At 41.2% G+C, this 12,863-nt stretch carries 13 protein-coding genes; 10 read left to right on the top strand and 3 right to left on the bottom strand.

Features of this window, described 5'->3' with window-relative positions:
• Nucleotide 1 precedes the first annotated feature (1 nt).
• From IJS99_05915 to IJS99_05905, 3 genes are all read right to left on the bottom strand, one after another.
• Nucleotides 2-514, bottom strand: coding sequence for a class I SAM-dependent methyltransferase (locus IJS99_05915; GenBank protein MBQ7561350.1), 513 nt, complete (start codon nucleotides 512-514; stop codon nucleotides 2-4).
• 12 nt (nucleotides 515-526) lie between these two features.
• Nucleotides 527-1,330, bottom strand: coding sequence for a LicD family protein (locus IJS99_05910; protein MBQ7561349.1), 804 nt, complete (start codon nucleotides 1,328-1,330; stop codon nucleotides 527-529).
• A gap of 226 nt (nucleotides 1,331-1,556) precedes the next feature.
• Complete coding sequence (locus IJS99_05905) at nucleotides 1,557-5,720, bottom strand: putative Ig domain-containing protein (protein MBQ7561348.1); 4,164 nt, start codon at nucleotides 5,718-5,720, stop codon at nucleotides 1,557-1,559.
• 99 nt (nucleotides 5,721-5,819) lie between these two features.
• On the opposite strand from IJS99_05905, the gene IJS99_05900 reads away from it, so the two are divergent.
• From IJS99_05900 to IJS99_05855, 10 genes are all read left to right on the top strand, one after another.
• The gene (locus tag IJS99_05900) at nucleotides 5,820-6,044 is read left to right on the top strand and encodes a hypothetical protein (GenBank protein ID MBQ7561347.1); all 225 of its coding nucleotides are present in this window, start codon (nucleotides 5,820-5,822) and stop codon (nucleotides 6,042-6,044) included.
• A 23-nt stretch (nucleotides 6,045-6,067) separates the two neighbouring features.
• Nucleotides 6,068-6,808 carry a hypothetical protein gene (locus tag IJS99_05895; GenBank protein ID MBQ7561346.1) on the top strand — a complete coding sequence of 247 codons (741 nt, stop codon included), beginning with the start codon at nucleotides 6,068-6,070 and terminating at the stop codon, nucleotides 6,806-6,808.
• Between the two features lie 64 nt (nucleotides 6,809-6,872).
• Nucleotides 6,873-7,169 carry an acylphosphatase gene (locus tag IJS99_05890; protein ID MBQ7561345.1) on the top strand — a complete coding sequence of 99 codons (297 nt, stop codon included), beginning with the start codon at nucleotides 6,873-6,875 and terminating at the stop codon, nucleotides 7,167-7,169.
• A 49-nt stretch (nucleotides 7,170-7,218) separates the two neighbouring features.
• The gene (gene larB, locus IJS99_05885) at nucleotides 7,219-7,986 is read left to right on the top strand and encodes a nickel pincer cofactor biosynthesis protein LarB (protein MBQ7561344.1); all 768 of its coding nucleotides are present in this window, start codon (nucleotides 7,219-7,221) and stop codon (nucleotides 7,984-7,986) included.
• The gene (locus tag IJS99_05880; protein ID MBQ7561343.1) at nucleotides 7,983-8,645 is read left to right on the top strand and encodes a hypothetical protein; all 663 of its coding nucleotides are present in this window, start codon (nucleotides 7,983-7,985) and stop codon (nucleotides 8,643-8,645) included. Before larB ends, IJS99_05880 begins: the two co-directional genes overlap by 4 nt.
• Nucleotides 8,632-9,678, top strand: coding sequence for a rod shape-determining protein (locus IJS99_05875; protein ID MBQ7561342.1), 1,047 nt, complete (start codon nucleotides 8,632-8,634; stop codon nucleotides 9,676-9,678). The genes IJS99_05880 and IJS99_05875 overlap by 14 nt, the downstream gene beginning before the upstream one ends.
• Nucleotides 9,679-9,702: 24 nt before the next feature.
• Nucleotides 9,703-10,512, top strand: a complete 810-nt coding sequence (gene flgF, locus IJS99_05870; protein ID MBQ7561341.1) for a flagellar basal-body rod protein FlgF — start codon at nucleotides 9,703-9,705, stop codon at nucleotides 10,510-10,512.
• A gap of 32 nt (nucleotides 10,513-10,544) precedes the next feature.
• Nucleotides 10,545-11,336, top strand: a complete 792-nt coding sequence (gene flgG, locus IJS99_05865) for a flagellar basal-body rod protein FlgG (protein ID MBQ7561340.1) — start codon at nucleotides 10,545-10,547, stop codon at nucleotides 11,334-11,336.
• A gap of 3 nt (nucleotides 11,337-11,339) precedes the next feature.
• A complete protein-coding gene (gene flgA / locus IJS99_05860) occupies nucleotides 11,340-12,284 on the top strand; it encodes a flagellar basal body P-ring formation protein FlgA (GenBank protein MBQ7561339.1) in 945 nt (314 codons plus the stop codon).
• A gap of 1 nt (nucleotide 12,285) precedes the next feature.
• Complete coding sequence (locus tag IJS99_05855) at nucleotides 12,286-12,855, top strand: flagellar basal body L-ring protein FlgH (GenBank protein MBQ7561338.1); 570 nt, start codon at nucleotides 12,286-12,288, stop codon at nucleotides 12,853-12,855.
• The last annotated feature ends 8 nt before the right edge of the window (nucleotides 12,856-12,863 follow it).

The raw sequence follows: 12,863 nt of genomic DNA, 5'->3' as shown, positions 1-12,863 counted from the left end.
CTTATTCATAAAACTTCCCCCCCACCACCTGTGAATAATACTTAGCGTTCTTATCAAATAAAGCTAATATATCGCTGTCATTCATATAGACTAACAAGCCCATCATTAGGATTCTGTTAAAGCTGCCCATTTCACCGGGAATAATTTTATCGACATCGAGCACTGAACCCGTTAAAAATTTTGCGTTTGAGCGTGTATTGCGAGTCTCGGCAAGTTTTATCATTTCGCTGCTGAAGTCTATACCTCTGTATTTGCTTATAAATTCGGGCATGGAGTCGAGCCACCTTCCAAAACCGCATGCAAGATCGAGCACACAAGAGTCCTTATCGAGCTTCAATTTTGGCAATAACTTCATAATTTCGGCCTTGTTACGTTCTTCAGTAATTGCGGGGTGCTTGTCATTTAAGCATGTGAGAGTGAAAATATTTTCACCGTTATAATTTGCCGCGCGAGTATTATAGAATTCATGGACATTATTTGCGCTGATTTCTTCAATAACATTTTTGATTCTCATGATAAATTACTCCTAATTTTTGTAAGCTATAAAAGAGTGAGTGCTGACTCGTTTTTCAATCGGTGGCAGCTGCATATAATCGCCGTAAAAAGCTCGCAGCCATTCGTCATAACCGACGGGAGCTTTAAATTTTCTGCCTTCAAATTCCACGTCAATAAATTCATTAAAGACTCTTTTATCGCAGGCCATGCGCGTATAACTCGTAAAATTTCCGACTCGCTTTGTATCTTGATTTACAAAACGTTTTGAGTTCTCGATCATTTTATGCACAAAATAATATTTCGGGAAGACTCTATATACAGCCCGCAATAAGTAAACAAGACACCTGCGCAATATATTCCCGTTCGGCTTATTCATGAAAATGGGATACATCCGCCGAGATCCGTTTTTGCGTAAAGAGTCCCTGCGGTCATACATTTCTTTAACGATATTATCATCGTCGGGGGCATTGTCATATACAAATATATCTATGTTAATCGCAAGTTTAAATCCTCGTTCGTCAGGTTCATATAAGAGAGTCTCATTATCTAAAACTTTTCCGAAAGGGACAAAAAATTCCGGGTCATTCTCTATGCAGTGAAATTTATAGCGCGTATTCTTCTCGTTAAAGAGTTTCATGAATTTATCATAATCAGGCCGCAGCATTCCCACGTCAATATCATCGTCCCAAGGAATAAAGCCTTTATGCCTTATCGCGCCTAAGAGAGTTCCGGCATCGATCCAGTAATTTATTTGATTATCTTCGCAGAATTTAGCAACAACATCAAGTATTTCAAGCTGGTTTTGCTTCAGCTCCTCAACGTCTATCTTTCTCATGAGGCAGCCTCCGCAGTGTTATGAAATTTGGAGGGTGAGAATTTTTTTATTAGAGCGCAAACATTACGACAACCGACAACCGACAACCGATTTTACTGACTAACATTTACTTTGTCAAGTCCTTTCTTGAGATTATTTACAAAAAATTTTAGCATATTCACTCACATAGCACAAAAAAAAAATACTCCGCCGAGAATGACGGAGCATATAAATTTTTATGAGTAAATTACTTTGTCTCTGATTCTGCTTCTACGCAAATGACCGGCCTATAAATTACCCCTTCAGTGAGCCACGCAGAAATTTTTATTTTATGACTCTCGGGAACTGTTAAAATCTCTTGGCCGCTTTCGTCATAGAATTCTACAATCTCGTCATCTTCTGAATCTGAATGAGTTATATTTGGTATCGCGAAATAATATAATTTCCTGCCAGTTTTGACTCCCTCGTCAAGTTCTATGATTAAGTCAATATCATATTGTCCGCTCTTAGTAACTTGAATCTCCGGCAATTCAGCTATAACAATAAAGCCCTTATCCGTGAAATTCTTGATTGCTTCAGCTGAAAGAGTTTGACTCTCGCCGTAAGTAATCGCTGATTCTTGAGTCTCTTGTGTTGATTCTGGCTCTGATTCTGATTCAGATTTTGACTCTGGCGCGGACTCGATTTCTTGAACCTGCAAATTTTCTTGAGATTCGCTGCTGATTTCTTGAGTCTGAGTTTTAGGCGCGTTAGGGTCTATTATAGTGAGTGTATACTCTTTGCTGACCTTCCCGACATCGTTTGACGCAATAATCGTAATCACAAAATCTCCTGACTCTGTAGGTTTGCCGCTGAAATTCCCGTTATTAAATTTTATGCCGTCCGGTAAATCGCCCTCAATTGACCATTTTATAGTCTTTGAGCCTGTAGCAGTAATTTTTTGCTTGTATGCCTGCTTAAGTTTACCATTCGGGAGTTTTTGCGGTGTAGTAATTGTAGGCGGGACTTTAGTTTTTATCACAACTTTTCTTGTTGCTTTGCCGTCCGCATTCTGAGCCGTTATTGTAATTGTTGTATTACTTTCTTTTGACGGTGCTGTCCCGGTAAGAGCCGCCGTATAATCTCCCGTTTGAGTAAATGTAAATCCGCTCGCACTCGTTGCTGAAAGAGTTATAGTTTTCGTGCCTGTTACTGTAAAATCCAGCGATATTTCACTTCCTGCTGATGTAGTAATATTCGTAGTTGTAGATTCAGGAGTCGTGAATACCGGTTTCTCGCCCGCTGCTGTAAAATTAAATTTCTTGCTGGTCTGCCCGACATCATTTGACGCAATTATATAAATGGGAAGAGCTTTTACTGACTTTGTAGGAGTCCCTGTTATTGTCGCAGTCCCTGAGTCAGCCGAAGCCGTGAAAGTCAGGCCTAAATCTTCAAGCGAGTCAATCCCGAATCTAGTTTTATCGGCCGCCATTATCATATAACTCAAATTTATGGGCATTGTGCCTTTTGCTGTGATCTCTCCGTCTGAATATTCCTCGTCAACTGCTGCTCTTTTCAGAGTGCCTGATATTCTAGGAGCGTCTCCGGTAACTTTTAGAGTGATAGTTTTCGCTGCTGTCAGAGTCTCATCGCTCGTGCATGTAAGAGTTATAGAAATCGTATAAGTACCTATTTTTGCGGGGATTCCTGAAATTGTCGCCGTGCCTTTGCTTTCATTTGCTGTGAGTTCGAGAGCATCAGGGAGTCCTGTTACTTCCCATTTTATAGGAGTAGTTCCCGCTGCTTTGAGAGTAACATTATAATTTGATCCTGCCTTAGCGTCTTTAATTTTCGTAGTAGTCAGTGAAGGAGTCTGCAGAATTGAGAGGGGTAATTTAACGCTGTCATTTCCGCCCGAGTTTTTCGCCCTGATAGTAACGTTGAAATTTCCGGCCCTTGTCGGTTTACCGCTTATTACGCCCGTGCTTGCATTAATCTTTAACCCCGCAGGAAGTCCTGACGCTGACCACGTAATATTATCGCCTGCAGATGTCGTGAATGAGTCAGAAGTATAACTCTCGCCCACTTTGCCTTCTGGGAGGTCTTGAGAAATTATAATAACAGGCGCATGATCTTTGATTACGAGCTTAATATTTTTTGTAACAGGAGTCCCCCCTGCGAGTTCCGTTGCTGTATTAGCAGCAGAAATTTTTATAGTGTAAGTTCCTGCAGTTGTCGGAGTCCCATGTATATATGTTCCGTCAATTGTCAGGCCGTCGGGGATTCCTTCTGATGTTATAGAAACGGGATCAGTGCCTTTTACTGTTAATGACGCTTCATATTCGACTCCTACTGTGCCGTTTTTGAGGCTCGATGTGCTTATTGTAGGCTTAACAAGTTTTGCATTTATCGTGAAAGTTACATCTTCTGTGATTTCGTCTGAGTCTGAAGTCGTCGCAGTAAATGAGATTGTAAATGTGCCTTGTTTCGTAGGTTTGCCCGTGATTACTCCGGTTTTAGGTGCGAGTTTGAGTCCGCTCGGCATAGTGTCATTTGCTTTCCATGCTGCTGACTCTCCGCCTGAAAGTGAAAGAGTTTCAGTAAATGCACTGCCTACATAACCGCTGAAAGAAGTCTTGTTAAATGTTGACTGCTCATTAATAGTTATTGTAAAAGCTGCTGAGTCACTGCCTGCTGAATTCGTAGCTTTTACCGTAAATTCAAAGTCGCCCGCAGTTGTCGGAGTCCCTGAAATTGTCCCGGTTGAATCAAGTTCGAGACCGTCGGGAAGATTGCCGCTAGTTTTTGACCACGTTATAGCCCCTCCTGAGGCCGTGAGAGTCTGCGAATAAGATTTGTTAAGAAGTCCATCAGGTAAATATGACGTTGTTATGCTCGGAGCTTTTACAGTGTTCGATATTACAGTGAAAGCCTTTATACATGCATTACTCGCGCCGAAATTTGCACCTGTTGTCCATGTTGTGCCGTTATAAGAAAAGAAGCTTCCCGTCTCAATTTTTGCATTATCTGAATAACCCGATATTTTTGTCTCGATTGGTATATAAGTTATTCCGTACATTTTTACAATGACAGAAAAATATTTTCCGCTCGTGAGTTGTACCGCGCTGCTTAAATCTACAGTGTGATAACCTGCATAGCCTATAGTGCCCGATTGAGTCAAAGCTGCCGAACTTCCAACGGGACTAGATGATGGCATTGACGTGCCTAGATTATCATAAATTATTATTTCATATTCCATATTATTGTTAGGAGCAAAGAATCCTATTTCTGTTAAATATTCATCGCGAGTCGATTTAAATACGTTTGCTGAATATGATGCCTCGCTGCCCGGCCAGCCTGACGCAGAACACCACCCTAGAGCATCATAATAATAAACATTCATATTTGAGTCTTTATCTTCAACTACGAAAGCTGCTCCGCCGGTTAAATATTGCTTATATGACATCCAGAAATAGCCGCTGTCTCCCCAGCTGGTGCCCCATGAGTTTTTTATCAGCCATGCGCCGTTCATGCCGGGATTTGTCTTGAAGTTGCTTGCTGAATAATTATCGTCCCAGCCTATTATTTGTACTGCGTGATTTGTTGATTGTCCGGTCGTGTAAAAAGTTGTCTCGCCTGAAGAGTTTCTATAATAATTGCTGCTGCTTTCATAACTTACTACGACAGACCCGTTTTTGATTATACGCTGCTTTACTATATCGCGTTGTGTGCTGGAATCGTTTATATTTGTTGTCTCTAATTTACTCAAGAAATATATATCACGGAGCCGCAAAACTCTTGTGTAATCTTCCGGAGTTGATCCTGAAGGCTGAGTCGGATATGGGACTTCTGACTCTAAGACCGGCCCTGAGAGTCTTGTATATATTGCAGCAGGATATAATACATTGCCGCCGTGATTCATTACTGAATCATAATTTGAGCTTGTCATGTTATATAACGCTTGAGTCTTATCTGAATTCTTGAACGTATACCACGCTAAATGCATTTCTGACAAATCCAGAGTCGAGCCGCCGTTTACTAAATAATTTGACTCCATAGCTCCTATAGCAGCATGTGCCCAGCAAGTCCCGTAATCACCCTGATTCTTTACGCTTGTAACGTAACTTTTTCCGCTGACACTTCTTAAATCATAAGTCTCAGGTATAGAGAGAGTCTTTACTTTACCGTCCGAGTCCTCGCGCGGTGGATTATCAGCTAAATATGATAAATCTACAGGGAATGGCACGTACCCATTTGGGAATTTGTCTTGTTTTGTGCTGACTTTGTCTTTATTTAGGGACTCGCGCCACTCTAGGAACTCTTTAGATAATGGAGCTTCTATTAATTGAGGCTCTGACCCGGCCAAGACAAAATTTGCAAGTGATAATATAATCGCTATTGCAATTAGTGAACGCTTAATGAATCTTTGCATGTGAATCACTCCTTATAAAATATACATGATATTAAATAATTCTCGGCATTCTTGAATTATAATATTAAAAAATTTTCCAAGAAAGGGCAATTTATTTATATGAGACTATTTATTACTACTTTATCATTATTGAGCGTTATAAGTTTCGGCTATGCACTGGCAGGCTACGGCGGGACAATGTTAGGCTATGCAATGAGAACGGACTATGTATTTTACGGACTGACAGGCGGATTTATTTTTGCGGGACTGGCTTTATTATTATGGTATAAACATAGACGAGAATTTTTTGATTATGACGATAATAATAACGAGAAGGATTCATAAAAATTTTTTGCGAGGCTCATATAATGCAAAGTCTTTCATGTTTAATTCTTGAATCTTATAAAATTTTACGCGGGCAAATTAATTTATTGAGCTTTTCACATCCCGTAATGCAAGTATATAACCCCCTAAATTATGCGTGGGACGGGTTCGAGAAATTCACAAGTAAATTGCAATCTCAAGTCCGAGCCGTCTTTATCGGAATGAATCCCGGCCCGTTTGGTATGGCTCAAACTGGAGTCCCATTCGGCGAAATTGATTCAGTAAAAAATTTTCTCGGCATTCGCGAAATCTCCATAAATCGCAATTTATTAAATGAACATCATGACTATTTAGTGAAGGGGCTTGATTGTAGTCGCAGTGAAGTGAGCGGCCGGAGACTCTGGGCTTTATTCAGGACTCATTATGGAGATTCTAAGAAATTTTTTAGTGAGTGCTTTGTGTTGAATTATTGCCCGTTGTTATTCTTGACAGCCAGCAAGGGAGATCACGCAAGAAATTTGACTCCTGACAAGTTAATTAAATCTGACCGTGAAAAATTATACTCGCTTTGTGATTCGTGTCTAAGAAATATTATAGAAATTATCAGCCCTGAATTCGTTATCGGAGTCGGAAATTTCGCAGAGTCAAGAGCACGGGAGTCCCTCAAAAATTTAAATCTCACAATCACAAAAATTTTACATCCGAGTCCAGCTTCCCCGGCAAGTAATAAAGACTGGGCAAGACAAGTTACGCGGCAATTAATAAATTCCGGAGTATGGCAATAACGGGCGGGGATTTGTATATATTCAAGTATAATTATTTATAATGCTAATATATGGAGAAATCATCATGAATTATGAAGACACAAGCAACTTTTTACGGGTTCGGGCATTAATCAGCGGTCGAGTCCAGCATGTCGGCTTTCGTTACTGGGCATGTGAACAGGCTGAGAGACTGGGACTCACTGGAACTGTAGAAAATTTATTAGACGGCAGAGTCGAGGTAGTTTTTCAGGGCAAGAGCGAATCTGTTCAGGCAATGAAGGCAAAATTAAAGCGCGGCCCATCTATGGCAATTGTCAATCAAGTTATATTTTATAGCGAGCGGGTCAAGAATAACGAAACTTTTTTTGAATCATTATATTAAATAAATTTAACTGTGTGATATTATTTGCTTTACGAGGTGAAAAATTTAATTGAACGATATTAAGCAAATTCTACGAGAACTCCATGATAATAAAATTTCAGTTGATGAGGCTTATTTACTGCTCAAAGAAAAGCCGTTTGAAGATATAGGCTTTGCTAAGGTCGATTTACACAGGAAATTACGGCAGGGAGCTTCTGAAGTCATTTACGGTGCTGGCAAAACTCCCGAACAGATTGCGGCGATAATTAACGTAATGAAGGCTCATAATCAGAAAGTTATATTAATCACGCGTTTATCTCAAGAGTCAGCGAATGAATTAAAGAATTTAGGCTGTGAAATCGAATATCATGCGGACGCTAAAGCAGGAATCTACGGACAAATTCCCGAAAATACAAGCAAAAATTTTATAATCGTCGCAACAGGAGGCACGAGCGATATTCCCGTCGCTGAAGAGGCAGCATTAACCGCTGAAGTACTCGGCAATCGTGTATCACGTCTATATGATGTCGGAGTCGCTGGTCTTCACCGTGTTTTGTCTCACATTGACGAAATTATGCGCGCTAGTGTTATTATAGCAGTCGCCGGCATGGAAGGAGCTTTAGCAAGTGTTCTCGGAGGTCTGGCAGATTGTCCGGTCATTGCAGTCCCGACAAGTGTAGGCTATGGAGCTTCATTCGGGGGAGTGTCTGCTTTGCTTGATATGTTGAATTCTTGCGCGTCAGGTGTCTCTGTTGTAAATATAGATAACGGATTCGGAGCTGGGTATTTGGCCGGAATGATAAATAAAATCAGGTCAGAAGGAGAATTTAATTCATGAAAAAATTTTTATGCGCATGTTTTATTATTTTATCTGCCTGCAATATATTAAACGCTGAAGATTATGACATTTCAGGAGCTTGGCTTGTTCACGGCGAGGGATTCGCTGAAAAAAGTTTCGTGCGTTCAAGTTTGGAATTAACAGGAGATATGACTCTGACGACTCGGACTCTTAGAGAGATAAGCCGCGATATACAAGCATTAATAATAAATAATGAGACAGTTACAGATTTATCAAATGAGTTACTAGACAGCGATATGAAGGCTCTTACAGATTATAATATTCACATTAGACTAGACGCAACGAGCCTAAATATTAAAGCATGGGAAGAGTATTTATTAAATGGTATAAAGATTCCCATTTTACTGCCAGAAATGAGACCGACAAATAATGAGCCTTTCACACTTCCTGCAGTTACTTATGAGGGACTCACTTATCAAGTTACTTTCACGGACATTGACTCAGGCACAGTGAGAATTACAGGCTATATTGATGTAGATTTAGTAGGAAGCTGCGAAATAAATTCGGACTCGTCAATTTGGAGAAATGGCACAAGCGAGCCGACCCGCTCAAGTTCAAGCAGCGGCTGTAATTCGGGAATGGGAATATTTGAATTTGCTTTGTTATTAACGGGGGTGCTTAAATTTGTTCGGCACTGATATAGGTATAGACTTAGGAACAGCGACAGTATTAATTTACGAGAAAAGCCGCGGGGTTGTTCTCCGTGAGCCTTCAGTTGTAGCAATAGATCAAGACACCGGCGATATTTTAGCAGTCGGCTATGAAGCTAAAAGCATGGTAGGAAGGACTCCGGGCAGCATTATTTCTGTCAGGCCGTTAAGAGACGGAGTTATTGCAAATTATGAGATGACAGAAGCAATGTTACAGCATTTTATGAGGCGCGTTACTAAGGGGACGAAAAAATTTTTTAGAAATCGCGTGATGATATGCGTTCCTTCAGGTGCTACAGACGTTGAAAGACGTGCAGTAATAGAGGCAGCCTTAGAAGTCGGAGCGAAAGAGGCATACTTAATCGAAGAGCCAATGGCAGCAGCAATCGGGGCAAATCTCGACGTTGAAGAGGCGCGCGGCAAAATGATTGTTGATATAGGCGGAGGCACGACGGATATTGCAGTAATTTCACTCGGCGGAGTCGTTGTCTCGAAATCTTTACGTATAGGCGGCGATAAATTTGACGAGAGTATTATGCGTTATTTGCGTCGTCAATATAATCTAGCTATAGGAGATCAGACAGCCGAGAATCTCAAAATCATGATCGGGACTTGTATGCCTCTTGAGCACGATATGAAAATGGTAGTTAAAGGCCGCGACTTAGTTCAGGGACTCCCTCGTCAAATCGAAGTAACTAGCTCGGCTATTAATATGGCACTGGGCGAAATGATTCAGACTTTAGTAGACGGGATCAGAAATATTTTAGAATTAACTCCGCCCGAATTATCAGCCGACATAATAGACAGGGGCATTGTCTTAACAGGAGGCGGGGCGTTATTGCGGGGACTTCCTGAATTAATAGCACAACAGACTAGCATAAATTGCTTTACGGCTGAGAATCCCATGGAGAGCGTCGCACTCGGAACAGGTAAGGCACTCGCTGAAATGGACAAGTTAAAGGAAACCGGCCGGAGTAATATGCTCATAAATTTAAAGAAGGGCAGCAGACTACATATTTAATATAAAAAGGGGGAATAATTTTTCATGCATAGGGGATTATATGAGGCAGCATCGGCTATGTTAGTGCAAGAGACAAATTTAGACGTTGTAACAAATAATCTCGCAAATGTCGATACACCGGGCTATAAAAGAAGAGTGAGCGCAAATGCTGATTTTTCCGCTTTAATGGACAGAATCGAAAAGGTTTCAGAAGATTCAGCTACAAAAATTGCTACAATGTTCCCTGCTGATATGCCTTTCAAGGGCCGTCAAACTATAGGAACTATGGCACTCGCTCAAATTTTTTCAGAAGACGTAATGGACACATTCCCCGGAGTAGTCAAGACAACAGAGAATCCTTTAGATATGGCAATAGACGGGAAGGGCTTTTTTGCGGTTGCTGACACTAACGGAAATACTTTTTACACGAGATCCGGAAATTTCACGCTGAATAATGCCGGCTCAATAGTTACACCGAACGGAATGACTTTACAGGGCGAGGGCGGAGAAATTACTATACCTGCTAATGCGTCAAAGATTCAAGTTATGCGCGACGGCCGAGTAATTGCTGATAATGCCGTTGTAGGGCGTGTAAATATATTTAATTTCGATAATCCGACTTATTTAAAGCATGAGGCGAGAAATTTATTAACTCCTACTCAGCAATCGGGCGAGGCTTTACCAGTTGAGAACGTTAAAATCTGGGGCAGTACGTTAGAAATGTCAAATGTTGAAGTAGTTACAGAAATGGTCAGAATGATAGAAGCCCAGCGAGCCTATGAAGGAGCGTCAAAAGCATTAATGACTCATGACGAACAGACTCAGAGATTGATTACTTCATACAGCAGGGGATAATAAAAATTTTAATGGGAGGCAGTGAATAAAAAATGTTACGTTCATTATGGACAAGCGCGTCGGGAATGATAGCACAACAGACTCATTTAGACGTAGTAACTCATAATTTAGCAAACGTTAATACACAAGGATATAAGAAACGCCGGGCAGATTTTGAAGATTTAATGTATCAGATTTACAGAGAGCCGGGCGCACCTGTTGAGCCGAATTCAGTAGTTCCCACCGGTGTGCAGGTCGGACTCGGTACAAGAGTTACAGCGACTCCAAGTTTCATGGTGCAGGGAAATTTTCAGATTACTGACGGCCCTCTTGACTGGGCAATCACTGACGACAACGCATTTTTTCAGGTTACAATGTCGAACGGTCAAATCGGTTACACTCGCGGGGGATCTTGGCAAATTGACAATCAAGGCCAGCTTGTTAATGAAGACGGCTTATTATTAGAACCTGCTATAACAGTGCCAAATAACGCTATGGAGATTCAATTATCGCCCACCGGAGTCGTAAGTGTCAGAGTTGCAGACGAGACGGCATTACAGGAACTAGGGCAAATTCAGCTCGCAAGATTTGTTAATCCTGCAGGACTCCGCGCACTCGGTGATAGATTATTCGTGCAGACTGACGCGAGCGGCGAACCCATTGTAGGAAATCCCGGCGAGGACGGTATGCCTCAAGTAAGGCAGAATGTTATCGAGATGTCAAATGTTCAAGTCGTTGAAGAAATGGTAGAAATGATTGTAGCTCAGCGTGCTTATGAAGCTAACTCTAAAGGAATTCAGACGGCCGACGACTTATTGAGAATTGCGAACGGACTCAAGCGGTAAATCATGAAATATAAATTTTTAGCGGGGGAGTGTATTATTATTGCGCTCCTCGTTTTTTTTGCTGTAAATCAAGCTCAGGCAGCACAGACTATTAGAATCGAGATTCCCGGAAAATTTTATAGTAATAAAGACTCTTTCACGCTGGGAAGTGTCGCAAAAATTTCAGGGGGGACTCGCCAAAACCGCAAAATTTTATCGGATTTAATACTTTATCCCGACGGAAATGTTTTAACCCGCAATGAAGTATTACGCGCAATTAATTCAAGCTCGGCCAGTGACGCAAGAATCGAGTTATACATGCCTTCATATTCAAGAATTGAGAGTCCGGCCTATGAAGGAAATTTTACGGAGTCCCCCGCGCCTAAATCAATATCGAGTTTAATTCCTGTGATAAAATCTTTGTCATCATGGGAGGGTGATTTGGATATATCCGCAAATTCTGCTGTACCCGACGGGCAGATTATAGAGCCGACGAGCATAATTCCCGGTACTCAATCAGTTATGCTGCGATTCAAGGGCAATGACGGCAAAATAAAATCTCTTGCAGTGCGTTTTACATGGTATCAGAATATTTTAGCCGCGTCTCATAATATAAAGAAGGGCAACAAGATAAAGCCAAGTGATTTAGTATCGCGAAAAATTGCAATAAAGAGGCCGGGACTTTATGCGACGAGTCCGAATGAGATTTTAGGGTTCGCAGCAAATAAAGATATTAAGCAGGGTGAAGAAATTTTATTAGCAAATCTCGTTAATTCTAACATTGTCCCTAAAGGCAGGCGGGTTAAAATTTTAGCGAGAATAGGTGCGGCGAGTGCTTACACTGAAGGAATATTAATAGACGGGGGCAGGCCGGGCGATGTCGTCAGAGTCAGGCGTGCAGACAACAAAAAAATTACTCTCCGTGCAAAAATAATTAATGAAAATCTTGTAGAAGTTGAGGTGCTGTAAAGTGAGTCATAAAAAATTTTTATCAGTAATTATATTATTCATTCTAGCAAGTTCGGCAAATGCTGCTTCACTCTGGAACGATAATAGAAACTGGTTCGCAGATGCAAGGCCGGGAAGAGTCGGCGATATTATAACCGTAATAGTGAACGAGAAAACTGACGCTAAAGACGAGGCAACAACGGATTTAACAAAAGCAGCGACTCATAGTGTCAGCGACGGGTCGGGGATTTTAGGATTTATAAGGAGTCTAGCTGTCGATTCTCAGCATTCAACACAAGGGGACGGCAGCATTGAACGTAAACACCACGCGACGGCGACTCTTGCATGTCTAGTTACTGAAGTCTTGCCAAATGGGAATCTCGTAATTGAAGGCACCCGCGATATACGAACGAGTCAAGAAGTTTTGCAGTTCCAGTTAACAGGAGTTATACGGCCTCAAGATGTTACTTCTGAAAATCAAATCAGCAGTCAATTAGTAGCAAATGCAGAAATCGCCGTAAAGGGTAAGGGCATAATTTCACGGACTCAAAAGCCCGGCATTGTCTCGCAAATTTTATTAGCAGTGTTTTAATATATAAT

This window comes from Synergistaceae bacterium (assembly GCA_017444345.1).
Lineage (GTDB): Bacteria > Synergistota > Synergistia > Synergistales > Aminobacteriaceae > JAFUXM01.
This window is presented reverse-complemented; position numbering and strand designations above follow the sequence as displayed.

What these genes read in the sequence shown, in the direction of transcription:
- IJS99_05905 (MBQ7561348.1), bottom strand. Translation starts at nt 5,720, where the DNA reads ATGCAAAGATTCATTAAGCGTTCACTAATTGCAATAGCGATTATATTA.
- IJS99_05895 (MBQ7561346.1), top strand. Translation starts at nt 6,068, where the DNA reads ATGCAAAGTCTTTCATGTTTAATTCTTGAATCTTATAAAATTTTACGC.
- IJS99_05915 (MBQ7561350.1), bottom strand. Translation starts at nt 514, where the DNA reads ATGAGAATCAAAAATGTTATTGAAGAAATCAGCGCAAATAATGTCCAT.
- flgG (MBQ7561340.1), top strand. Translation starts at nt 10,545, where the DNA reads ATGTTACGTTCATTATGGACAAGCGCGTCGGGAATGATAGCACAACAG.
- flgA (MBQ7561339.1), top strand. Translation starts at nt 11,340, where the DNA reads ATGAAATATAAATTTTTAGCGGGGGAGTGTATTATTATTGCGCTCCTC.
- IJS99_05880 (MBQ7561343.1), top strand. Translation starts at nt 7,983, where the DNA reads ATGAAAAAATTTTTATGCGCATGTTTTATTATTTTATCTGCCTGCAAT.
- IJS99_05900 (MBQ7561347.1), top strand. Translation starts at nt 5,820, where the DNA reads ATGAGACTATTTATTACTACTTTATCATTATTGAGCGTTATAAGTTTC.
- IJS99_05890 (MBQ7561345.1), top strand. Translation starts at nt 6,873, where the DNA reads ATGAATTATGAAGACACAAGCAACTTTTTACGGGTTCGGGCATTAATC.
- flgF (MBQ7561341.1), top strand. Translation starts at nt 9,703, where the DNA reads ATGCATAGGGGATTATATGAGGCAGCATCGGCTATGTTAGTGCAAGAG.
- IJS99_05910 (MBQ7561349.1), bottom strand. Translation starts at nt 1,330, where the DNA reads ATGAGAAAGATAGACGTTGAGGAGCTGAAGCAAAACCAGCTTGAAATA.